Raw genomic sequence first — 22,692 nt, forward strand, 5'->3', positions numbered from 1 at the left:
TAACGCTATAAGCCGAGCCATGACCCGACTACTGCGCTACACCCTGCTGAGCCTGTTGATTGCCATCGGCCTGATGACGTTGCTGATCTACAACCTGACCTGGCGCCCTGAAGCCAAGGAAACGTTACCGGTCAGTTGCAACGCCGAAGCGCCCACTCTGGTGCCCGGTCAGGCACTGAAAGTGATGACGTGGAACGTTCAGTACCTGGCGGGTAAACGCTATGTGTTCTGGAATGACCTGGCGGCCGGCAACGACGAACATCCGACCGCCGCAGACATGGCCTTCAGCCTCGATGAAGTGACGCGGGTGATCCGTGACGAGCAGCCAGACATCGTGCTGCTGCAGGAACTGGATGACGGCGCCAAGGCCAGCGAATACCAAAACCAGTTCAAACTGCTCCAGGAACGGGTTGCCGACCTGTACCCGTGCAGCGCTCGCGCCTTCGACTGGAAAGCCGATTTCGTCCCGCTTCCGCACATTGTCGGCAGCGTCGGCCGGCAACTGGCGACCCTCAGTCGCTTCGAGATCGAACACGCCGAACGGGTGCAACTGCCGATCGCCCCCGCCAATTTCATCAGCCGTCAGTTCGAACCGAAAAACGCGTTGCTGGTGACGTACCTGCCGTTGAGCGACGGCGGTCAGATGGCGGTGTTCAATACCCATCTGGACCGCGCCAGCCAATCGGACGAAACGCTGCAAACCCAAGTGGCGGCCGTGGCGAAAATCCTCGACAAGTACGAAAGCCGTGGCACGCCGTGGCTGATCGGCGGGGACTTCAACCTGCTGCCGCTGGGGCAATACCGACGCCTGCCTGCCGAACAGCGCACGCCCTACTCCGCCGACAGCGCGTTGCACCTGTTGTGGGACAAGTACCCGATGATCCCGACCAACAATGAAGCCAGCGGTGTCGATCGGGCGCAGTGGCTGACCCACTACCCGAACGACCCGGGGTTGAACGGCCCGGACCGAACGGTGGACTACCTGTTTTATAGCCCGCGGATCAAGCGGGTCGAGGCGATGGTGCGCCAGGACGATACCTTGCGAATCTCCGATCATTTGCCGGTGATTGCACGGTTTCTTCTACCGGCAGCGCCGTAACGACGGATAAATACAAAACCTGTGGGAGCGGGCTTGCCCGCGATGGCGGACTGTCGGTCAACAAAGATGTTGCATGTGATGGCCTCATCGCGAGCAAGCTCGCTCCCACAGGGGTTGTGTCCGATTGGAAATCGGCTCAATGCACTTCCTCCAAATCATCATGCAACAACCCGAAAATATCGCGCTTCATCTCGATAAACGAGCGCTCCATGACCATGTCCAGGGTCCGTGGCCGTTCGATCGGCACGTCCAGGATCTGCTTGATCCTCCCCGGTCGCGCGCCCATTACGTAAACCCGGTCGCCGAGCAGTATCGCCTCGTCGATATCGTGAGTGACGAACAGCACAGTCTTTTTGCTGTTGCCCCAGACCCGCAATAACAGCTGCTGCATTTGCAGGCGCGTCTGGCTGTCGAGGGCGCCGAAAGGTTCGTCCATCAGCAGGATCTGCGGATCGTTGGCCAACGCCCGGGCAATCGCCACGCGCTGCATCATCCCGCCGGACAGCTGTTTGGCGTAGTTGTCGGCGAACCCGGTCAGGCCCACTTCATTGACGTAGTAATCGACGATTTCCTTGCGTTGCGCCGCCGCCATGCCGCGCCGCTTCAGCCCGAACTCGACGTTCTGCCGCACCGTCAGCCACGGAAACAGCGTGTAGCTCTGGAAGACCATTCCGCGATCCGCGCCGGGGCCCTGCACTTGCTGGCCGCCGACGTAGATCTCGCCTTGTGTGGGCTCGTTCAATCCGGCGGTGAGGTACAGCAAACTCGACTTGCCGCAACCTGATGGGCCGACCAGCACCGCGAATTGCTGATCCGGCACTTCAAACGACACCTGGTCCAGGGCGGTGAATACGCCGCCGTCGGGCTTCTGATAACGCAGGCTGACCTTGTCCACCTGCAGGCGCGGTGCGGCGTGCGTCGGGGTCGCCATCGGAGTGACTAATCGTGGGTTGACGGCGGTTACTGAGCCCATGCGGCAATCCTCAGACGAAGGAAGCGGAACAGTTGATCGGTGATCAGACCCAGCAGGCCGATGATCGCGATGGCGAGGAAAATCACATCCACCTGAAAGCCGCGCATGGCTTTAAGGCTCAAGTAACCGAGGCCACTGGAGGCAGCGACCAGTTCGGCGACCACCAGGTACGTCCAGGCCCAGCCCATAGTCACGCGCAAAGTGTCGAGCACACCCGGCAACGACGCCGGCGCGATCACATGCAGCACCGCATCGCGGCGGGTGGAACCCAGTGTGTAAGACGCGTTGATCAGGTCCTTGGAGATGCCCTTGGACACGTCAGCGATCATCACCAGTTGCTGGAAGAACACGCCGAAGATGATCACCGAGACTCGCTGCTCCAGACCGATGCCGATCCACAGAATGAACAGCGGCACAAACGAGGTCACCGGCAGGTAACGGATGAAATTCACCATGGGTTCGAGGAACGCCTGGACGATGCGGAAGCTGCCCATCAGCAACCCCAGCGGCACTGCCACCAGCGACGAGATAATGAAACCAACCATCACCACTTCGAGACTGGCCCACACGTGCAAACCGAGGGTGCCGTCGCGGCTCAGGCGCACGGCGGCTTCAACTACCGCGCCCGGCGTCGGCAGGAACATGCCGGGCACCACGCCGCCGTAAGACAAACCGGCCCACAAGCCCACCAGTAAAACCCAGGCCAGACCGCTCGCGCTCCAGATCACCGACACCGGCAGGCCGGTCTTGGGCGTGATGCAGCGGCTCAGCCATGAATTGCGCTTGAACATGCGAACCTCCTACAGCGGGCTGACGAAGCGGTTGTCGATCAGGTCGTCATTGCTGACGTTGTAGGGTTTGCCCTGCAATTCACTGGCGGTTTCATTGGCCAGTTTGATCAACGGCGCGCTGTCGCCCGGCTTGCCCGGCGAACCGAGGAGTTTTTCGCTCATGGCCTGATCGTAGAAGCGCACGCCTTGCGCGGCAGCTTCCAGTTCCTTCGGATCGGCAAGGTAACCACCGACGCCCTTGGCCATGATTTTGTAGGCTTCCTGCGGATGGTCCTTGGTGTACTGCACGGCTTTGTACAAACCGGCGACCAGCGCCTTGACGTCTTCCGGTTGTTTTTCGATGACTGTGCAGTTGAGCGCGACCACGTCGACGATCACGCCCGGCGTGCTGCTGCTGTCGATCAGCACCTTGCCTTGCTGCTTGTCGCGCACCATGGACAGGTGCGGTTCCCACGTCACGGCGGCGGGCACGCGGCCGGCGATAAACGCAGTGGCGGCGTCGTCGGCGGTCATGTTCTGCACGGTGATGTCGCTCATGCTCATGCCGTGTTTTTTCAGCAAGTAGGACAGCCAGAACTGCGAGGTCGAACCTTCATTCACCGCGACAGCCTTGCCCTTCAGCTCTTGCAGACTCTTGACGTCCTTGCCCACCAGCACACCGTCGCCACCGTGGCTGTCGTCGAGTGCGGCTACCGCCTTGAAGCAGAATTGCGGACGGTACTTGAGGATTTCGTCGATGGTCGACGCCGAGCCGGACAATTCGCCGGAAGCTTGCGCGGCCATGTACATCGAGGCCTCTTCGACGACGGGCAATTCGACGGTCAGACCGTTTTCCTTGAAGTAACCCAGGTCCTGGGCCAGGTAGAGGGTGCCGTATCCGACCCACGTGGTGTGGCCGATGGACAGGGTGCCGGCCTGGGCGCTGGTGGCGACCGACACGGCGATGGCGGTGACCGCCAGTGGATGAGCAACGCGGGTAAGCAAGGACTTGATCATGGAGCACTCCCAAAGCTGTTGATTTAGTTTTGTCATGGGCAGTACGGCCAGCAGCGCTGGAGCAGCGCTGCCACTTGGGGTCTCTGTCGGACCTTTTTTGTGAGCAGCGTTTGGCTGGCTGGGAGGTCGATGTTGACCCAAGGCCGGGAGAAGGAAAATCAGGAAATAGGTGGTTGGGAGTGATGAAAAAACTGGGTAGTGCGCACTGGAAAAGGGCGGTGTTGGCGGGGGTGCACGGGGTCGGTGCATAACTCTGGAAAAAGCAAAAGATCGCAGCCTTCGGCAGCTCCTACATTGGAGTGCGATCCCCTGTAGGAGCTTGCGAAGGCTGCGATCTTTTGAGGATCAGACCCTTTTCAAATCAGAGCCGGCCTTCGGCAGCTCCTACGCTGGAATGCGATCCCCTGTAGGAGCTGCCGAAGGCTGCGATCTTTTGAGGATCAGACCCTTTTCAAATCAGAGCCAGCCTTCGGCAGCTCCTACGCTGGAATGCGATCTCCTGTAGGAGCTGCCGAAGGCTGCGATCTTTTGAGGATCAGACCCTTTTCAAATCAGAGCCGACCGTATTCCTGCGCCGTCCGATCCACCGCTTTCAAGGTTTTGCCGACCAACTCATCAATCTCTTCGCGACTGGCGATCAACGCCGGCGCCATGATCATCCGCCCCAGCGTCGAGCGAATAATCACCCCTTCCTCAAAGCCGATCGTGCGGCAACGCCAGGCGATGTCGTTCTCGTTGGCAAAGCGCTTGCGACTGCTTTTGTCCTCGGCCAGTTGCAGCGCCGCGACCATGCCGACGCCCTGTATATCCCCCACCAACGGGTGATTGCCGAACACCTCGCGCAGGCACTGTTGCAGGTACGGCCCGATGTCGTCCTTGACCCGCGTCACCACCCCTTCATCGCGCAATGCTTTCAGGTTGGCGATGGCCACCGCCGCCGCCACCGGGTGCCCGGAATAGGTCAGGCCGTGGGCAAACACTCCGCCCTGCTCGACCAATACCCGAGCCATTTTCTTCGACAGAATCAACCCGCCCATGGGGATGTAACCGGAGGTCAGACCCTTGGCGATCGACAGCGTGTCCGGCTCGAAACCGAAGTGCTCGTGAGCGAACCATTCGCCGGTGCGACCAAAACCTCCGATCACTTCGTCGGCGCACAACAGCACATCGTACTGGCGGCAGATCCGCTGGATTTCCGGCCAGTAACTTTCGGGTGGAAAGATCATCCCGCCCGCACCCTGGAACGGTTCGGCGATAAACCCGGCGACCTTGTCCGCGCCCAGTTCAAGGATTTTCGCTTCCAGTTGCTGCGCCGCTCGCAGGCCAAATTCAGCCGGAGTCAGGTTGCCTTCGTGGGCGAAAAAATACGGCTCGTCGATGTGCTCGATGTCGGGCAGCATGCCGCCCATTTCGTGCATGAACTTCATGCCGCCGAGCGCCGTCGCCGCCAGCGTCGAGCCGTGATAACCGTTCCAGCGACCGATCATGATTTTCTTCTCGGGCTTGCCGAGGATCGTCCAGTAACGACGCACGGTGCGGATCAGCACCTCGTTGGCCTCGGAGCCGGAGTTGGTGTAGATCGCGTGGCTGTAGTGACCCGGCAACAGGCTGAACAGCAGCTCCGACAGCTCGATCACCTGCGGGTGGGTGGTGTGGAAAAACATGTTGTAGTACGGCAGTTGCTCGAGCTGTCGGGTGGCCGCGGCCGCCAGATCCTTGCGCCCGTAACCGAGGTTGGTGCACCACAGCCCGGACATGCCATCGAGGTAGCGCCGACCGTCGTTGTCCCACAGGTGCAGGCGCTCGCCTCGGACCATCACCCGCGGCCCTTCATCATTGAGCGCCTTCTGATCGACGAATGCGTGAATGTGGTGCGCAGCGTCGGCGGCCTGGTAGTCGCGGGTTTCACGTGGTGTGGTCATCGCCAGTTCTCCGTTTTGTTATGAGCGGCTGTTATGCGCGCAGCTGAAACCAGGTGGTCTTCAACTGGGTGTATTTATCGAATGAATGCAGCGACAGGTCCCGGCCGAAACCCGACTGTTTGCCGCCGCCGAAGGGAACGGTCACGTCGAGCGCATCGACGCTGTTGACCGACACCGTGCCCGCACGCAATTGCCGGGCCACGCGGTGCGCGCGGTTAAGGTCGTCGGTCCACAGCGACGCGGCCAGACCGTAAACGCTGTCGTTGGCCAGTTGCAAGGCGTGTGCCTCGTCATCGAACGGCGTGACGGCCAGCACCGGGCCGAACACTTCGTCGCGAAACAGCGGCATGTCCGGGCTGACGTTTGTGAAAATCGTTGGCTGAATGAAGTTGTCGGAACCGTTGAAAATCGACTGGCGACCGCCACACACTTTGGTCGCCCCCTGGCGTTCGGCTTGCTCGATAAACTTCATGATGCGCGCGGTCTGCCGGCTGTCGACGATCGCCCCGGCGCTGCTCGACGGATCCAGCGGATCACCCGGCAGCCAGCGTTCGGCCTGCGCTTTGAGGCGCTCGACGAACTCATCATGGATCGAGCGCTGCACCAGCAACCGCGAATTGGCCGAGCAGACTTCGCCCTGATTGAAGAAGATGCCGAACGCGGCTTTCTCGGCGGCGAGATCCAGATCCTGGCAATCGGCGAACACCAGGTTGGCGCTCTTGCCGCCGCATTCCAGCCACACCTGTTTCAGGTTCGACTGCGCGGAGTACTGCATGAAATATTTACCGACTTCGGTGGAGCCGGTGAACACCAGGCAATCGACGTCCGGGTGCAGACCGAGGGCTTTGCCGGTCTGCTCGCCGAGACCCGGCAGCACGTTCAGCACACCTGCCGGCAGGCCGGCTTCAAGGGCGAGCTCGCCAAGCCGCAAGGCGGAAAACGGTGATTGCTCGGCGGGTTTGAGAATCACCGAATTTCCCGCGGCCAACGCTGGCGCCAGTTTCCACGCGGCCATGTCCAGCGGGAAGTTCCACGGCACGACGGCGGCGACCACACCGAGTGCTTCGCGGGTGATGGTCGCCAGCACGTTCTGCGCGCTGGGGGCGATCTGGTCGTAGAGTTTGTCGAGGCTTTCGGCGTACCAGCGAAACACCCCGGCGGCGCCCGGTACGTCGATGTTGTAGGCGTCCATCACCGGTTTGCCCATGTTCAGCGAATCCAGCAGCGCCAGCTCTTCGCGATGGGTCATGATCAGGTCGGCGAGGCGCAGCAGTACCTGCTTGCGCTCACCCGGCGAACGCGCCGACCAGGTACCCGCCTCGAACACCTGCCGCGCATTTCTAACCGCGGCATCGACGTCTTCTTCGCCGCACGCGCTGACATTGGCCAGGCACTGGCCGGTGGCCGGGTTGATCGTGGCGAAGGTCTGCCCGGACTGTGCCGAGCGCCGTTTGCCGTCGATCAGCGCTTGGTCGGGAAGCTGCAGCGCAGCGGCTTTGTTTTGCCAATATGCAAGCTCGAACACGTTCAGATGCTCCATGGGCTTTTCTTGTGTCTGGATGGTGGCCCAGGCCCGTGTCGAGGAAAAATAGTAAAAATGTTTGTGTAGACCATGAAAAAACTGGGCAGCCGATCTCCCTGCTCCCGCGCGATGTGGTTATTGTTCAGGCATAACAACACCGTCGTCAGAACGGATGCGGGCGGCTCGCAATTTGCGTGGATGTCGAGACCATCCAATCCGAGGTTTGCCGTGGCTGCCTACAACTTGCGTCAACTGAAATACTTCATCACCACCGTCGAGTGCGGCAGCGTCGCCGAGGCCTCGCGCAAGCTGTACATCGCCCAGCCGGCGATTTCCACCGCCATCAAGGGCCTGGAAGACAGCTTCGGCGTGCAGTTGCTGATCCGTCATCACGCCCAAGGCGTGTCGTTGACCCCAAGCGGTGCGCGCTTCTATCGCAAGGCCCAGGAACTGCTGCGCATGGCCAAGGAATTCGAACAGAACGCCCTGGCCGACAACGACATCGTGGCCGGGCAAATCGACATCGGCTGTTTCGAAACCGTCGCGCCGCTGTACTTGCCACAGTTGATTGCCGGGTTCTCGGCGCTGTATCCCGGAGTGAAAATCCGCATCCGCGACGGCGAGCAACAGGAACTGGTGCAAGGCCTGACCTCGGGCACGTTCGACCTGGCGATCCTGTATGAACACGACCTCGACGCCACCATCGAAACCGAACCGCTGATGCCGGCGCAGCGACCTTATGCGTTGCTGCCAGCGGATCACCGCTTTGCCCAGCTCAAGCAAGTATCACTGCGCGACCTGTGCCTGGAACCGATGATCCTGCTGGACGTGCAGCCGAGCCGGACGTACTTCGTCAGCCTGTTCGAGGAATTGAACCTGTCGCCCAACATCGCCTTCAGCTCACCATCGATCGAGATGGTCCGGGGCATGGTCGGTCAGGGGTTTGGCTTCTCGATCCTGGTCACCCGCCCGCATTCGGAATGCACCTACGACGGCCAGAAAGTGGTGTGCGTGGACATTATCGAAGACGTCACCGGCTCAGGCCTGGTGGCGGCATGGCTCAAACGCGGACAACTGACCAAACCGGCGCAGATGTTTGCCGATTACTGCCGCGAGCAACTCACGGCGAAGGCCAAAAAACCAGCCCCGTAGGCGCTGGCGCCGCCTGCGATCTGTTGATCTGAAAGATCAACGTCAAAAGATCGCAGCCTTCGGCAGCTCCTACATTGATCGGGTAAAACCGTAGGAGCTGCCGAAGGCTGCGATCTTTTGATCTTCAGCTTTTACGCGGTTTGATCCGCGCCGTCGCCTCAGCCACCAACGGATCATCCGGCCAATAATGCTTCGGATACCGTCCCTTCAAATCCTTCTTCACCTCGGCATAGGTGCTGCGCCAGAAGTTCGCCAGGTCCTGCGTCACCTGCACCGGTCGCCGCGCCGGCGACAGCAGATGCAGCTTCACCACTTGCCGGCCACCGGCAATGCGCGGTGTGTCAGCCAAGCCGAACAACTCCTGCAAACGCACCGCCAGAATCGGCGGCTGTTCACTGTAGTCCAGACGAATCGACGACCCCGACGGCACGCTCACATGCTGCGGCGCCAGCTCATCCAGGCGCTGCGGCAACGGCCACGGCAACAGGTTTCGGACAATGCTCGACAGGTCCAGATTGGCAAAATGACTCAGCCGCGAAACCTTCCCCAGATACGGCAGCAGCCAGTGCTCAAGGTTTTTCAGCAGCGCAGCGTCACTGACATCCGGCCACTCACTCTCGCCCGTAGCGACAAGGTCCAACTGCCGCAGCAAAGCCACCCGCGCCTGCCACTGACGCAACTCCGGCGTCCACGGCAACAGCTCCAGCCCCTTGCGCCGCACCAGATTCACCAGCGCCTGACTGCGCGCGGTTTCATCCAGCCCGGTCAAGGGTTCACGGCTGAGAATCAACTCCCCGACCTTGCGCTGACGCTCGGCGCGCAACACGCCTTCGCGCTCGTCCCAATCCAGTTGATCGACCACCCGCACCTGCTCGGCCAACACTGAATCGAACAACGCCGGATCAAAATCCGTCGCCAGATAAATCCGCTCCTCACGCTGGCCTTGGCGGCTGCCCAGATCAGCAATCACCAACCACGGCTGTTTCATCAAACTGTCAGCCTCGGCGAACAACGCGGCGCGACCGTTGGCCAGACGATATTCCGCGCCACCGGCACGCCTTTGCTGAGCCACACGATCCGGATAAGCCAGCGCCAGCAACGCGCCGAGCCAACGCGGATGATCCGGGTCGATGACCGGTTCCGACGCCTTGCCCCGCAGATAACCGCGATACTGCCGCGCCAGTTGCCGGGCACGCTGCACGCCGCCCTGCGCGCCCCGCGCGGCACGTTGTTCGCCGGACAGCAGCACCAGTCGGCTGTGCAAATCGGCGCCGGCACCGCGCAAGATATCCCGCTCGCCGAGCAATGCCGCGACATCACATGCCATGTCGGCCAAGCCCAACGCCTGGCCACGTAATAACAGATGGGCGATGCGCGGATGCGCCGGCAGTTCGGCCATGGCTTGACCGTGGCGGGTCAGCGTTTCTCCGTCCAATGCACCCAGTCGATCGAGCAAATCCTGAGCCTGGGCGTAAGCGGCAGCGGGCGGCACGTCGAGCCACACCAACTGGCCGGGCGCCACACCCCAGCGACCCAGTTGCAACGCCAACGCGGCCAGATCCGCCGAGAGAATTTCCGCACTGGCATACGCCGCCAGTTGCTCGTGCTGATCCTGCGACCACAGGCGATAACACACGCCCGGCTCCAGCCGCCCTGCCCGACCGGCGCGTTGCGTGGCGCTGGCGCGGGAGATGCGTTGCGTGTCGAGGCGCGTCATGCCGCTGCCGGGATCGAAACGCGGCACCCGCGCCAGCCCGGCATCGATCACCACACGTACGCCGTCGATGGTCAGGCTGGTTTCGGCAATGTTGGTGGCCAGCACCACTTTGCGTTTGCCCGGTGGTGCCGGATCAATCGCGGCGCGTTGTGCGGCAAGGTCCAGTTCGCCATGCAAGGGGCAGAGCAAAACCTGCGTGCTCTCGCCCAGCGCATCCGCCAATTGTTGATGCACGCGACGGATTTCCGCCTGCCCCGGCAGGAATACCAAAATGCTGCCAGTCTCGTCATTCAAGGCTTCGAGAATGGTCTGCACCAGACGCGGCTCAATGAACTCACCGGGCTGAAACGGCCGGCCCCAGCGCATTGCCACCGGGTACATGCGCCCTTCGCTGCGCAGGATCGGCGCGTCATCCAGCAAACTGGCCAGGCGTTCGCCTTCCAGGGTTGCCGACATCAAGAGGATTTTCAGCGGCTGATCATCGCGAAACAGCTCCCGGCCATTCAGGCTCAGGGCCAATGCCAGATCAGCGTCGAGGCTGCGCTCGTGGAATTCGTCAAAGATCAGCAGGCCGACGCCTTCCAGCGCCGGGTCATCCTGCAAGCGCCGGGTAAGAATGCCTTCGGTGACCACTTCGATACGGGTTTTGGGCCCGACTTTGCTGTCCAGGCGAATGCGATAACCGACGGTTTCACCCACCTTCTCACCCAACTCGCTGGCCAGCCGCTCCGCCGCTGCACGCGCAGCCAGACGGCGCGGTTCAAGCATCAGAATGGTCTGCCCGGCCAGCCACGCCTCATTGAGCAAGGCCAGCGGAACACGGGTGGTCTTACCGGCGCCGGGCGGTGCTTCGAGCACGGCTTCGTGGCGTGTCGCCAAGGCTTCACGCAGGGCGGGTAAAACTTCATCAATCGGCAAAGAAATCATGCTGGCTCCCAAACAGAGCGGCGAGTATAACGGCGAACTGCTCGGCGTTTATCAGGGTCCTAATTCATAGAGACGCCCTTTCGTTTTGAAATTACCCAGGAGATTTCCTATGCGTATTCCCTCTCGCCTGATTGGCGGTGTGCTGGTCGCAACCCTGCTGACCCAACTGACTGCGTGCGGGACGATTTTCTACCCCGACCGCCGTGGCCAGATCGACGGCAAGATCGACCCGGCGATTGCCGCGCTGGATGCCGTGGGCCTGCTGTTCTACATCGTTCCCGGCCTGATCGCGTTCGCCGTTGACTTTGCCTCTGGCGCGATTTACTACGCGCCCGGCGAAACCGCGCAGGTCGCTCCGGAAAAACTCAAGGAAGCCATCGGCGCTGACGGCAAGGTCAATAACCACAAGTTGCAGACGATTCTTGAAACCGAACTGGGCCGCAGCTTCCCGCTGGATGACCCGCGCCTGATCCAGCACAAGGGCAGCACCCAGCAACTGGCCCTGCTCGGCCTGCAACCTGCCGCGTAATCCGTGCACCTGAAGGAAAAGCCGTCCGTATGATTTCCAGTTCCGAACACGCCCGCCTGCTACGGCTGGCGACCCGCGCCTCGGTGGCGGTGGCATGCACGCTGATAGTCGCCAAAGCCATTGCATGGTGGTTGAGCGGTTCGGTGAGCATGCTCGCCGGGCTGACCGACTCGGCGCTCGATGGGGTCGCCTCGCTGCTCAATCTGCTGGCGGTGCATTACGCCTTGCGCCCCGCCGATGACGACCACCGTTACGGGCACGGCAAGGCCGAGTCTCTGGCGGGCATGGCTCAGGCATTGTTCATTGGTGGCAGTGCCGTGCTGATTGCCTTGCAGGCGTTTGATCGGTTGAAACATCCGGAGCCGGTGGGGGCGCCATGGTTCAGCATCGGCGTGATTGTGTTCTCCCTGGCACTGACCCTGGCCCTGCTGATGTTGCAGCATCGGGTGGTCAAGGCCACTGGGTCCAACGCAGTAAGCGCCGACGCCCTGCATTACCGGTCGGACATGCTGCTCAATGGCAGCATTCTGGTCGCGCTGGTTTTGGCCGGATTTGGCTGGCATCAAGTGGATGCGTGGTTCGGACTGGGGATTGCCGCTTACATTCTCTGGAGCGCCGTGCAGATCGCCCGGGAGAGTTTCAAGGTGCTGATGGATGAAGAGCTGCCGCCCGACGTCAGCCAGCACATGCTCGAACTGGCTTGCAGCGTACCCGGCGTGTTGGGTGCGCATGACCTGCGCACGCGGATCTCCGGTAATCAGTGGTTTGTGCAATTGCATCTGGAATTGCCGGGGGAACTGACCCTGTCAGTCGCCCACGGCATCAGCGATCAGGCGGCGGATGCGATTCACGCCGCCTACCCGCGAGCCGAAGTGCTGGTGCACGCCGATCCGCAGGAAGTGGTGACGGCCGCCAGAATGAATCAGAAACTCACCTGATACCCACGACTGGCCAGGCAGTTGCCCTGGGCCTGTCGGTAGGTTTGCACCACCGACGGATCCGGCTGATAGGTCGCGGTACGCGGATCGAAACCACTCTGCTGCACCGCATACTGATAGCACTCGTACCCGTCCTGATTGACCTGCTCCGGCGACTGACCGTTGCCCGGATAGGCCACCACGTCATACCCATTGCTGGTCGGTTGCGGCTGCTGTTGCACGGGCGGTTCGACCACCACGTATTCCTGAGTGTTTTCCTGATAGGCGTAGTACGAACCCGCCGCGAGGAACAACAGCGCGCCACCCACCCATACTTCCCGGGCGTAATCGGGCAGGTAGCTGACGCGTATCCCGCGCGGTGGCTGCACCACGACGTAGCGCGGGCCCAGCGGGCGATACCAGTAACCACCGGAAAAGAAGTAATCCTGACCACGATAAGGCACGCGGTAGTCGCGGTCCGGGAAGCGGTCGATCACATGGCCGGGGCGATACTGCGGGCCTGATCCCCAGCCATTGCCGCGCCCATCCGGACGACCGGCCCAGCGATGGTCGTCGGGACGCGGCCCGTTGTTCTGCCAATGCGGGTTGTTGTCGTTGCGCCGGGGCACGTCCTGGTAGTAACCGCGCTGTGGCTGTTGGGTCTGGCGTACCGTGTCGGGCCGGCCCTGAATGGGCAAGTCATTGGCCGGCAATTGTGGCGGTGGCGGCGGCGGCCGCACCGGACTGTTGAAATCGCGCGGCGGATTGTTCGGTGACTGGCCGCCATTGCGCGGCGGGTTGTTGTGCTCGAACTGGCGACTGTTGTCGCCTCGGATGATGTCGTTGTTCTGCGGGCGCGGCTGATTGTTGCCGCCATGCCCTTGACTGTTGCCCTGATGACCGTCGCCCCGTTGCCCGTTGTCGGGACCCCGGTTCTGCGGCTCATCGGCCAGCGATTGCGCAGTGACACTGATACACAGCAAACCAACACCGGCCAAACGCCAGATGCGCGACTTCATGCTTTTCCTCACTGCGGGTTAGGGCCTGTACGTAAGACTGGGAAAGCACAGGCCGGTTCTGCAACAGGTTATCAGTCGCGCAACTTATTTATTGAGGCCCGGGGGACAAATCGCGGGCAAAAGAAAAGGGAGACCCGTCGGCCTCCCTTTGAGAACTTCGTCCGTGCTCAACGCTTTTGACGTTGGCTCACCTCACGCCGTCTTCTGGACAGTGTGCAGCTCGGGGGCCGGCACATCCCCGGTGGGGGTGGCGGCCGCGGCAGGCCTGATTGGGCGAGCCGCTGTGGACTGTTTGTCCGAGCAGTGATTCTGGTGATAAGGATAGGCCGACGGCGCCGACAGCGGATTGCGAAGATTGCTCAAATAAACATGACTTGCGCAATTTTTAACCCTGGATAGATAATCTGCCGCAATTGATATGACAAAGGCCTGATTGATGAGCAAACTCGACCGATACGACCTGAGCATTTTGGCGGAATTGCAGCGCGACGCGCGCATTTCCAACCAGGAGCTGGCCGAACGCATCGGCCTGTCGCCTTCGCCCTGTTCGCGCCGGGTCAAGCAGCTGGAAGACGACGGCTACATCACTCGTCAGGTGGCCCTGCTGGATCGAAAAATGCTCGGCTTGAGCCTGACAGCCTACGTGTTGATCGGCATGGACCGACACACGCCGGAGCGCTTCGAGAACTTCGAAGCCGCCATTCGCACCTTGCCGCAAGTACTGGAATGCAGCCTGGTAACGGGGATGGATGCGGACTATCAGCTAAAGGTCGTGGTGCCGGACATGGATCACTACCAGAAACTGCTGCTGGGGCATTTGACCCGGATCGAAGGGGTGACGAGCGTGCGCTCAAGCTTTGTGTTGAATCAGGTACTCAATAGCACCGAACTGCCTTTGACTCATCTGCGTAGCTGATGCTGTGGAGGAACTGTAGGACCTGTAGGACCTGTAGGACCGTAGGAGCTGTCGAGTGAAACGAGGCTGCGATCTTTTGACGTTAGAAACAAATCAAAAGATCGCAGCCTCGTTTCACTCGACAGCTCCTACGGTCCTACGGTCCAACGGTCCAACGGTCCTGATTGTGGCGAGGGAGCTTGCTCCCGCTGGGGCGCGAAGCGGCCCTAAAACCTGCGTCCGAGTTTAGCCAGGCAAACCGCGTGCACCATTTTTGCATGTGCTTCGCAGCCGAGCGGGAGCAAGCTCCCTCGCCACAAGTGCGGCACACTGTCGCAGGTCAATGCCCCGCCCATCCCCCCTGGCGTATACTCCAGCGCCTTTTAACCTCGCCCGCGCTGGAGATGTTCGATGGATCCTGCAGTATTCGAAGAGTGGATGATGACTGGACTGGTCAGCATTCTGATCATTTTCATGGGTTTCATCGTCTGGGACCTGGCGAAAAAATCCAAAGCCGGGCGCTTTGGTTCGGTCATCCTGTTCTCCGTGCTGGGCTTGGGCGTGGCGGCGTTTGTGATCAAAAGCGTGGTCATCGGACTGATCGAATCCGGCGCACTATAAACGCGCCGGCACTTCCTTCCACTGGCCCTGATCGAGCCCTTCGATAGACCAGTCGCCGATTCTGACCCGCACCAGCCGCAACGTCGGCAAGCCGACCGCCGCGGTCATGCGCCGTACTTGCCGGTTACGCCCCTCTCGAATCACCAGTTCCAGCCAGCTGGTCGGCACGCTTTTGCGAAAGCGCACCGGCGGATTGCGTGGCCACAACTGGGGCTCATCCAGTTGCCGCGCCTCGGCCGGCAAGGTCATGCCATCGTTCAGCTCGACACCCTCGCGCAAACGCTGCAACTGCTCAGCGCTCGGCTCGCCCTCCACTTGCACCCAATAGGTCTTGGCCAATTTGTGCTTCGGATCGGCAATCCGCGCCTGAAGCTGGCCGTCGTTGGTCAACAGCAGCAAACCTTCACTGTCGCGGTCCAGACGCCCCGCCGGATAAATCCCGGGAATCTCGATGTAATCCTTGAGCGTCGCCCGCCCTTCGCCGTCGCTGAATTGCGTCAGCACATCAAAGGGTTTGTTGAACAGAATCAGCTTCGGCTCGGCCGGTGGCGCTTTGGCGACACGGCGCGGGGCTGATGACGGAGTGTTCGCGCCAGGGCGGCGGGAAACAGGACGTGGAGGACGAGACATGGCGAAGAGAACATCTAACGGTCAGGGCTGCCAATGCTAGTGCCCCGACCGTCAAATGACCATGACAACCGTCAGCGGAACGGCGGCTCGTCGAAACTGCGCAGTTTGCGCGAATGCAATGAGTTGAGTTCGGTGCGCAGCAGATCCACCGCTTCGATGCCGATCTTCAAATGCTGACTGACCGCGCGCTCATAGAACGCGTTGGCTGAGCCCGGCAGCTTGATTTCGCTGTGCAGCGGTTTGTCCGAGACGCAGAGCAATGTGCCGTACGGTACCCGCAAACGATAACCCTGAGCGGCGATAGTGCCGCTTTCCATGTCCACCGCCACGGCGCGGGACAGGTTGATCAGCGGACGCTCCTGGGCCCAACGCAATTCCCAGTTGCGGTCGTCATAGGTCAACACGGTGCCGGTGCGCAGGCGTTTCTTCAGCTCGTCGCCCTTCTCGCCGGTGATGTTGGCCGCGGCTTGCTGCAAGGCCATCTGCACTTCGGCCAGGGCCGGGATCGGAATGTTCGGCGGCACCACCCGGTCGAGAATGCCGTCGCGGCGCATGTAAGCGTGAGCCAGCACGTAGTCGCCGATGGTCTGCGACTGACGCAAACCGCCACAGTGACCGATCATCAGCCAGCAATGCGGACGCAGCACCGCCAAGTGGTCTGTGATGTTCTTGGCGTTGGACGGGCCGACGCCGATGTTTACCAGCGTCACCCCATGACCGTCGCTGGCGATCAGGTGATAGGCCGGCATCTGATAACGATGCCAGACCACGCCCGCGGCAATCGCCGAGGCTTCGCCGTGATCCATGCTCTTTTCGATGATCACGTTGCCCGGCAACACCATCCGCACGAAACGCGGATCGCTGCGCAACTGCTCCAGGCCATGCACGATGAACTGGTCTACATAACGGTGGTAGTTGGTCAGCAGAATCCACGGCTGCACATGACGCCAGTCGCTGCCGGTGTAGTGCACCAGGCGGCGCAAGGAAAAATCCACGCGCGCGGCATCGAACAGCGCCAAGGGCAGCGGGTCGGTGTTCTCCCAATCGTACAGACCATCGGCGATGCCGTCGGTCGCGGCGGACAGGTCGGTACTCGGGAACACCCGCGCCAGCACGGCAGCGGTGACGCCGGAGCCGGCCAGTTCATCACCCTGCTCGACCACGTACGGATACGGAATGTTTTGCTGGCTGATGCCGACTTCCACGGTCACGGTGAAGTCGTGCATCAACGGCACGAGCTGTTCCAGCAGGTATTTACGGAAAGCGGCCGGGTGAGTGACGGTAACGCTGTAGGTTCCCGGCAACTGCACCTTGGCGTAGGCGCGCGTGGTCTGTGGGACTTCGCCCTGGCAGTGGTAGGTCAGACGCAGTTCAGGATAACGAAACATCGCCCGCTGTTCGGCGTCTGGCTCGATACGATCCTTGAGGTAGCTCTTGAGCGCCTGGTTCAGCGCGGTGGTTGCACGATTGTGCAAATGCGCAAGCCGGTCCACGGCTTGCTCGGCGGTTTGAACGACAATAAAAGCTTCGGTCACGATCAGCATCCTGTGTTCTGACTTGCAGACCTTTATCTTGCCTGCATCGCCGTCTGACGGGAACAGTGGCGTGATGGCTGTACACCAACTCGCAGACACCGATAAATCCTGTGGGAGCGGGCTTGCCCGCGATAGCAGTGTGTCAGACGACATTAGTGTTGAATGTTAGTCAGCAATCGCGGGCAAGCCCGCTCCCACAGGTTTCTCTGTCGTTTACACAAGCGGGGTCGAGCGGGCGACTATGGCTTCAACATCCAGGCCGCGCGGTAATGCCCCGTAAACCCGGCCGGCGGAGCCGAGGCGGCTGGCGATGAACGCCTCACTGACCGCCGAATTGCCAGCCTCCAGCAACAGCTTCGCCTGAAGCCCCAACGCGATGTCTTCGGTCAGTTGCCGGGCGCGATACTGAATGTCACTGGTGTCCTTGAAGGCCGCGTGCAATTGGCCGATATGCGCGGCCAGCCTTTTGTCGCCATGACCATCGCCCAGCTCGCTGAACAGCACATCCAGCACACCTGGTTCTTTCGACAACGCCCGCAGCACGTCCAGGCATTGCACATTGCCGGAGCCTTCCCACGTCGAATTGACCGGCGCCTCACGGTACAGACGCGGCAGAATGCTGTCCTCGACATACCCGGCTCCGCCCATGCATTCGGCGGCTTCGTTGATCATGGCGGGGGCGCGCTTGCAGATCCAGTATTTACCCACGGCCGTCACAAGGCGGGCGAATTTCGCTTCGTGCCCGTCATCCAGATGATCCAGCGCCTTGCCCATGCGCAGGCTCAGCGCCAGCGCCGCTTCGCTTTCCAGCGCCAGATCGGCGAGGACGTTCTGCATCAACGGTTGTTCGCTGAGCAATTTGCCGCCAACGCTGCGATGAGCGCAGTGATGACTGGCCTGGGTCAACGCCTGACGCATCAGGGCGCTGGAGCCGACCATGCAATCGAAGCGCGTCATCGCGACCATCTCAATAATGGTCGGAACGCCGCGCCCTTCTTCCCCCACCATCCACGCCAGCGCGCCTCGGAACTCCACTTCACTGGACGCGTTGGAGCAATTGCCGAGTTTGTTTTTCAGGCGCTGGATGTAGAACTGATTTCGCGTGTCGTCCGGGCGATGACGCGGCAGCAGGAAACAGGTCAGGCCCTTGTCGGTCTGGGCCAGGGTCAGGAAGGCATCGCACATCGGCGCGGAACAGAACCATTTGTGGCCGACCAGTTCGTAAGCCTGGCCCGGACCACCCGCGCCGACCGGATAAGCCTTGGTGGTATTGGCGCGCACATCGGTGCCGCCCTGTTTTTCGGTCATGGCCATGCCGATGGTAACGCCGGCCTTGTGCGCCATGCCGACGTTGCGCGGGTCGTACTCGGTGGCGAGGATTTTCGGCAGCCATTGTCCGGCCAGATCCGCTTGCAGGCGCATCGCCGGGACGCTGGCGAAGGTCATGGTCAGCGGGCAACCGCTGCCGGCTTCGGCCTGGCTGTGCAGATAGGTCATGGAGGCGCGGGCGACGTGGGCACCGTCCTGTGGATGCGCCCAGGGCAATGAGGTCAAACCGTGCTCGACCGCCGTGCGCATCAGCTGGTGATAGGCCGGGTGAAATTCCACCACATCGATGCGATGGCCGTAGCGGTCATGGCTGCTGAACACCGGTTTGTTCTGATTAGCCAGAAATCCCGCTTCCATCAGCGGCCCGCCGGCCAGTGCGCCGTAGGCATCGATCCGCGACTCGGCCCAACCGGCCCCGAACCGCCGCGACCACTCCTGTAACGGCAGGTCGATGCGGTACAGGTTGGTGCCGTCCAGCGACGGCGGCTGATTGGTCACTTCGTGGGTTTCGGCGAACTGATGCAGGTTCATGACGGGGCTCCTCTGGTCAGCCAAGGAATTCAGTTAAGCACTGCCCCGAGGCCGAACAAAGTGGCATATCCGCCTAACTGTCGGCGCTTTCGCCTTGTTTCGGACGGAGTACACGACGGTAGAGCGCTGTCTGCAAGTCCTCGAATTTCACCGGTTTATTCAGGTAATCGATCAAGGCGCCCGTCGGGCAGCGCTCCCGGTCGGCATTCACCGCCACGGTAAATATTGGCAGCTCGGCGCAACCCGGCAATGCGCGGATCTGGCAACACAGAGACACACCGTCATGCGCTGGCACCTGACAATCGAGCACCACGGCGTCAAAGGTTTCACGCTGCAAATGATCAAGCGCGGCATGCCCACTGTCGGCGGTACGCACGCGAAATCCCAGCTTGAGCAGCATGCCGCGCATCACCAATTGATTGATGCTGTGGTCGTCCACCAGCAGCACGGTGCAGTCCTGTGGCAGACGCAGGCGCCCGACCTCGTGATTGATCACGGGCGTCGGCGCCCGCTCCACCACCGGCAATGCGAATTCGACGTCGAGCTGGAAGCGACTGCCACTCCCCGGCTCCGAGCGATGCGTCAGCTGCCCGCCGAGCAATTCGACCAATTGCCGACAGATCGCCAGACCGACGCCCAGGCCGCCATGTTCACGGGTCATCGAGCCGTCGAGCTGGAAGAAGCGTTGATACAGCGGTGCCTCACCTAAATCGGAAAAGCCGATGCCGGTATCGATCACTGCGAAGGACAATGCCAATCGGCCCGGTTCCACAGGTTTTCCCGTGACCCGCAACGCCACCCCGCCCACTCGCGTGAACTTGATCGCGTTATCCAGCAGGCATTCCAGGCATTGCGCCAGCTTGGCGTTGTCGCCATGCAAGCGGTCCGGCAGACCGGGCGTCACGTCTACCTTGAAGTCCAGCGATTTGCCCGACGCATTGCCTTCGAACTGCACGCGCAGGGCATCGACCACGCCGCGCAAACTGAAGGTGGAGGTGTTGACCCTGAGTTTGCCGGCCTGCAATTCGGTCAATGTGAGGATGCCGTTGACCATGCGCATCATGTCCCGCGCCGAACCCGCGGCCGTTTGCTGGTATTGCTCGAGCTCCGGGTCCATTTCCACGGTCTGCATCAATTCCAGAGAACCGATCACACCGTTCATGGGCGTGCGCAATTCGTGGGTCAGCGTGGCGAGGAATTCGTCCTTGAGCCGGTTGCTGTGCGCCAATTGCTGGTTGAGCACTTCGAGTTTTTGCCCGGCATCGAACAAGGTCTGCGCCTGCTGCTCGCGCATGGCGTTGATCCGATCGGCCAGCGCAAGCGACAACAGGGCCACTTCAATCGCCGAACCAATCTGGCTGGAATACATGGTCAGGAACACGTTCGGCAGGTAACCCAGCACCATCAGCGTGTTGACGACGCCGCCGAGCAAAAACGCCGACCAGGCAATAATGAAATACCGCGCCACCCGCAGCCCGCGCCACCAGACAAGAATTCCCGCCGCGAAGATCACCACGGTGAACGTCAGTGCCAGGGCCGTCGCCAGGCGCAGCGCCAGCGCGTAACTGGTCATCAGCGACAACCCGACCACCAGCGCACTGAACGCAATCAGCGCCAGCAGCAAACGATCGAGCCAGCGACTGTGGGTGGCCGTTTGCAGGAAACTGCGGGCGAACTGGCTGCCGAACAGCCCGGCGCACCCGATGAAAAACGGCGTGGCGGCGTTGGCCCACCAGGGATTCTGCGGCCAGAAATACTGCACAGCCGCACCGTTCACCGACAGCTGATACAAGCCGAACGAGGCAATGTAGAAGATGTAATAGAGGTAACTGGTGTCACGCACGCTGAGGTAGATGAACAGGTTGTAGACCAGCATCCCCAGCAATACGCCGTAAATCAGGCCCAACACATAGAGGCGCAGCGGCTGCTCTTCGAGAAAAGCGGTACTCGACCACAACGTCACCGGCGCCTGGATCGAGCCTTCGCTTTGCAGGCGCAGGTACAGGGTTTGGGTTTGATCGGGGGCGAAGTTCAGATCGAACAAATAGTTATTCTGACGAATTTCGCGGCTGGCAAACGGCAAGGCATCGCCGGTCTGGCGGACCAACTGGTAGTCACCGGCAGCATCGGGCACGTACAGATCAAGGTGATCGAGGGGCGGATAGGCCAGTTCCAGCAACCAGGTGCGTTGCGCGGCGGGATTGACCGGGCGGTAATGCAGGTCGATTTTCAGCCAGAACGCCGAACGCGAGTAACCGGCATTGAGTGTGGCTTTATCGTGAGTCTTGAAGTGTCCGGCCGCGGCTTGCGCAAGGACTTCGGCGATGGTCGCCTGACCCTGCGCGTCTTCGAACACTTGCAGGTATCGACCCAAGGGCAGGCTTTGAGTGAACTCGTCGAATTCGACTGCGCTCGCCATAAAGGGCAAGCAAAACAGCAACATCAGCAAATAGCGCATTGAAGCCCCAGCGTGGCCTGTCCGGTAATCTCAGGAAGCCCCTCATTCCCTTTGAGTAGACGTAAAACCGGTATTACCTGTTATTGATTTGGATCCACTCTAGCATAGCCGTTGATGGCCATTCAGCACCATTGAAATATTTCCTACAAAGGCTCTAGTACGGGCGTTCCAGCCGACAACATTGAGCTAGAGCTGTTGGGTCGGTCAGGTTATGGATTCTCCGCCGAATCATCCTGCACGCTCACTCCACTCTATCGGCAGACCTGGCGGGCACTGCACCCGACATTGAATGTTTGGTGGTAAGCTCGCGCACCATGAATATCTACAGCTCTCGCCCCGTTGTCCTCTGTCTCTCCGGCCACGACCCAAGTGGTGGCGCCGGCCTGCAGGCAGATATCGAAGCCCTGCTCGCCCAGGGTTGTCATGCGGCCCCGGCCGTCACCGCCCTGACCGTGCAAGACACGGTCAATGTCACTGATTTTCGCGTCCTCGACCGAGAGTGGGTGTTGGCTCAGGCCAACGCCGTTCTCAACGATTCCGAGGTCGCGGCGGTCAAACTGGGCATGCTCGGTTCCCTGGAGATGGTCGACACAGTGGTCGAGTTGCTTCAGGCGCACCCGCATTTGCCGATGGTCTGCGACCCGGTGCTGCGCGCCGGCGGCGGCGGACGACTGGGCAAGGATGAAGTCGGCTACGCCATGCGCGAACGCCTGCTGCCTTTGGCCATCATTGCCACGCCGAACCTTCCCGAAGCGCGCATCCTCGCTGAACTGCCCGAAGGCACCGCCGACGAGTGCGCTGAAAAACTCCTGCCGTTCGTCAAACACCTGCTGATCACCGGCGGCCACGGCGATGAACACGAAATCCACAATCGTCTGTACAGCCGCGACGGCCTGCGCGAAACCTACACCTGCCAACGCTTGCCCGGCAGTTATCACGGCTCCGGCTGCACGCTCGCCAGCGCCCTCGCCGGTCGTCTGGCACAGGGCGAAAATCTCGTCAGCGCCGTGCAGACCGCGCTTAACTACACGTGGCGCACCCTGCGTGATGCCGAGCAGCTGGGCAAAGGTCAGTTTGTGCCGCGCCGCCTGCCGCTGGATTTCTGTTCGTAACTTTCGATGCGTGAAGC

General features: G+C 61.2%; 18 protein-coding genes. 7 read left to right on the top strand and 11 right to left on the bottom strand.

The window, feature by feature from the left end; genetic code table 11:
• Nucleotides 1-19 precede the first annotated feature (19 nt).
• Entirely contained in the window at nt 20-1,099 is a 1,080-nt protein-coding gene (locus F8N62_RS10950) for an endonuclease/exonuclease/phosphatase family protein (protein WP_150710978.1), read from the top strand.
• A 136-nt stretch (nt 1,100-1,235) separates the two neighbouring features.
• Here the strand turns inward: F8N62_RS10950 and F8N62_RS10955 are convergent, their stop codons facing one another.
• The 5 genes from F8N62_RS10955 to F8N62_RS10975 form a co-directional block, all read right to left on the bottom strand.
• The gene (locus F8N62_RS10955; protein ID WP_150710979.1) at nt 1,236-2,072 is read right to left on the bottom strand and encodes an ABC transporter ATP-binding protein; all 837 of its coding nucleotides are present in this window, start codon (nt 2,070-2,072) and stop codon (nt 1,236-1,238) included.
• Nucleotides 2,060-2,863, bottom strand: coding sequence for an ABC transporter permease (locus F8N62_RS10960; RefSeq protein WP_150710980.1), 804 nt, complete (start codon nt 2,861-2,863; stop codon nt 2,060-2,062). Before F8N62_RS10960 ends, F8N62_RS10955 begins: the two co-directional genes overlap by 13 nt.
• A 9-nt stretch (nt 2,864-2,872) precedes the next feature.
• A complete protein-coding gene (locus F8N62_RS10965; RefSeq protein WP_150710981.1) occupies nt 2,873-3,859 on the bottom strand; it encodes an ABC transporter substrate-binding protein in 987 nt (328 codons plus the stop codon).
• A gap of 551 nt (nt 3,860-4,410) precedes the next feature.
• A complete protein-coding gene (locus tag F8N62_RS10970; RefSeq protein WP_150710982.1) occupies nt 4,411-5,781 on the bottom strand; it encodes an aspartate aminotransferase family protein in 1,371 nt (456 codons plus the stop codon).
• Between the two features lie 31 nt (nt 5,782-5,812).
• Entirely contained in the window at nt 5,813-7,306 is a 1,494-nt protein-coding gene (locus F8N62_RS10975) for an aldehyde dehydrogenase (RefSeq protein ID WP_150711098.1), read from the bottom strand.
• A gap of 225 nt (nt 7,307-7,531) precedes the next feature.
• On the opposite strand from F8N62_RS10975, the gene F8N62_RS10980 reads away from it, so the two are divergent.
• Nucleotides 7,532-8,455: a LysR substrate-binding domain-containing protein gene (locus F8N62_RS10980; RefSeq protein ID WP_150710983.1), complete on the top strand. Its 924-nt coding sequence runs from the start codon at nt 7,532-7,534 to the stop codon at nt 8,453-8,455.
• 124 nt (nt 8,456-8,579) lie between these two features.
• Here F8N62_RS10980 and hrpB read toward each other — a convergent pair whose 3' ends face one another.
• The gene (hrpB, locus tag F8N62_RS10985; RefSeq protein ID WP_150710984.1) at nt 8,580-11,099 is read right to left on the bottom strand and encodes an ATP-dependent helicase HrpB; all 2,520 of its coding nucleotides are present in this window, start codon (nt 11,097-11,099) and stop codon (nt 8,580-8,582) included.
• A 109-nt stretch (nt 11,100-11,208) separates the two neighbouring features.
• Here hrpB and F8N62_RS10990 point away from each other — a divergent pair, with 109 nt between their 5' ends.
• Entirely contained in the window at nt 11,209-11,628 is a 420-nt protein-coding gene (locus tag F8N62_RS10990; RefSeq protein ID WP_150710985.1) for a polyribonucleotide nucleotidyltransferase, read from the top strand.
• A 29-nt stretch (nt 11,629-11,657) separates the two neighbouring features.
• Nucleotides 11,658-12,566, top strand: a complete 909-nt coding sequence (locus F8N62_RS10995) for a cation diffusion facilitator family transporter (protein ID WP_150710986.1) — start codon at nt 11,658-11,660, stop codon at nt 12,564-12,566.
• On the opposite strand, the gene F8N62_RS11000 is transcribed toward F8N62_RS10995, so the two are convergent.
• On the bottom strand, nt 12,551-13,564 hold the full coding sequence (locus tag F8N62_RS11000; protein ID WP_150710987.1) for a DUF6515 family protein: 1,014 nt from the start codon (nt 13,562-13,564) through the stop codon (nt 12,551-12,553). The genes F8N62_RS10995 and F8N62_RS11000 overlap by 16 nt on opposite strands.
• Before the next feature lie 436 nt (nt 13,565-14,000).
• Between F8N62_RS11000 and F8N62_RS11005 the strand changes: the two genes are divergently transcribed.
• Nucleotides 14,001-14,480 (top strand): Lrp/AsnC family transcriptional regulator, encoded by a 480-nt coding sequence (locus F8N62_RS11005; RefSeq protein WP_007894448.1) that lies wholly within the window; start codon nt 14,001-14,003, stop codon nt 14,478-14,480.
• Nucleotides 14,481-14,870: 390 nt separating this feature from the next.
• Complete coding sequence (locus F8N62_RS11010) at nt 14,871-15,080, top strand: DUF2788 domain-containing protein (protein ID WP_109635094.1); 210 nt, start codon at nt 14,871-14,873, stop codon at nt 15,078-15,080.
• Here F8N62_RS11010 and F8N62_RS11015 read toward each other — a convergent pair.
• From F8N62_RS11015 to F8N62_RS11035, 4 genes are all read right to left on the bottom strand, one after another.
• Nucleotides 15,075-15,710, bottom strand: a complete 636-nt coding sequence (locus tag F8N62_RS11015; RefSeq protein ID WP_150710988.1) for a pseudouridine synthase — start codon at nt 15,708-15,710, stop codon at nt 15,075-15,077. The genes F8N62_RS11010 and F8N62_RS11015 overlap by 6 nt on opposite strands.
• Nucleotides 15,711-15,781: 71 nt before the next feature.
• Nucleotides 15,782-17,254: an AMP nucleosidase gene (amn, locus tag F8N62_RS11020; protein WP_191632371.1), complete on the bottom strand. Its 1,473-nt coding sequence runs from the start codon at nt 17,252-17,254 to the stop codon at nt 15,782-15,784.
• 204 nt (nt 17,255-17,458) lie between these two features.
• Nucleotides 17,459-19,105, bottom strand: coding sequence for an acyl-CoA dehydrogenase family protein (locus tag F8N62_RS11030; RefSeq protein ID WP_150710990.1), 1,647 nt, complete (start codon nt 19,103-19,105; stop codon nt 17,459-17,461).
• Nucleotides 19,106-19,178: 73 nt separating this feature from the next.
• Nucleotides 19,179-21,563, bottom strand: coding sequence for a hybrid sensor histidine kinase/response regulator (locus F8N62_RS11035; protein ID WP_150710991.1), 2,385 nt, complete (start codon nt 21,561-21,563; stop codon nt 19,179-19,181).
• Between the two features lie 314 nt (nt 21,564-21,877).
• Here F8N62_RS11035 and F8N62_RS11040 point away from each other — a divergent pair, with 314 nt between their 5' ends.
• Nucleotides 21,878-22,675, top strand: coding sequence for a hydroxymethylpyrimidine/phosphomethylpyrimidine kinase (locus tag F8N62_RS11040; protein WP_150630390.1), 798 nt, complete (start codon nt 21,878-21,880; stop codon nt 22,673-22,675).
• Nucleotides 22,676-22,692: the final 17 nt, after the last annotated feature.

It is taken from the genome of Pseudomonas fluorescens (assembly GCF_902497785.1).
GTDB classification, from domain to species: domain Bacteria; phylum Pseudomonadota; class Gammaproteobacteria; order Pseudomonadales; family Pseudomonadaceae; genus Aquipseudomonas; species Aquipseudomonas fluorescens_BO.

What these genes read in the sequence shown, in the direction of transcription:
- F8N62_RS10950 (WP_150710978.1), top strand. Translation starts at nt 20, where the DNA reads ATGACCCGACTACTGCGCTACACCCTGCTGAGCCTGTTGATTGCCATC.
- F8N62_RS10955 (WP_150710979.1), bottom strand. Translation starts at nt 2,072, where the DNA reads ATGGGCTCAGTAACCGCCGTCAACCCACGATTAGTCACTCCGATGGCG.
- F8N62_RS10960 (WP_150710980.1), bottom strand. Translation starts at nt 2,863, where the DNA reads ATGTTCAAGCGCAATTCATGGCTGAGCCGCTGCATCACGCCCAAGACC.
- F8N62_RS10965 (WP_150710981.1), bottom strand. Translation starts at nt 3,859, where the DNA reads ATGATCAAGTCCTTGCTTACCCGCGTTGCTCATCCACTGGCGGTCACC.
- F8N62_RS10970 (WP_150710982.1), bottom strand. Translation starts at nt 5,781, where the DNA reads ATGACCACACCACGTGAAACCCGCGACTACCAGGCCGCCGACGCTGCG.
- hrpB (WP_150710984.1), bottom strand. Translation starts at nt 11,099, where the DNA reads ATGATTTCTTTGCCGATTGATGAAGTTTTACCCGCCCTGCGTGAAGCC.
- F8N62_RS10990 (WP_150710985.1), top strand. Translation starts at nt 11,209, where the DNA reads ATGCGTATTCCCTCTCGCCTGATTGGCGGTGTGCTGGTCGCAACCCTG.
- F8N62_RS10995 (WP_150710986.1), top strand. Translation starts at nt 11,658, where the DNA reads ATGATTTCCAGTTCCGAACACGCCCGCCTGCTACGGCTGGCGACCCGC.
- F8N62_RS11000 (WP_150710987.1), bottom strand. Translation starts at nt 13,564, where the DNA reads ATGAAGTCGCGCATCTGGCGTTTGGCCGGTGTTGGTTTGCTGTGTATC.
- F8N62_RS11005 (WP_007894448.1), top strand. Translation starts at nt 14,001, where the DNA reads ATGAGCAAACTCGACCGATACGACCTGAGCATTTTGGCGGAATTGCAG.
- F8N62_RS11010 (WP_109635094.1), top strand. Translation starts at nt 14,871, where the DNA reads ATGGATCCTGCAGTATTCGAAGAGTGGATGATGACTGGACTGGTCAGC.
- F8N62_RS11015 (WP_150710988.1), bottom strand. Translation starts at nt 15,710, where the DNA reads ATGTCTCGTCCTCCACGTCCTGTTTCCCGCCGCCCTGGCGCGAACACT.
- amn (WP_191632371.1), bottom strand. Translation starts at nt 17,254, where the DNA reads ATGCTGATCGTGACCGAAGCTTTTATTGTCGTTCAAACCGCCGAGCAA.
- F8N62_RS11030 (WP_150710990.1), bottom strand. Translation starts at nt 19,105, where the DNA reads ATGAACCTGCATCAGTTCGCCGAAACCCACGAAGTGACCAATCAGCCG.
- F8N62_RS11035 (WP_150710991.1), bottom strand. Translation starts at nt 21,563, where the DNA reads ATGCGCTATTTGCTGATGTTGCTGTTTTGCTTGCCCTTTATGGCGAGC.
- F8N62_RS11040 (WP_150630390.1), top strand. Translation starts at nt 21,878, where the DNA reads ATGAATATCTACAGCTCTCGCCCCGTTGTCCTCTGTCTCTCCGGCCAC.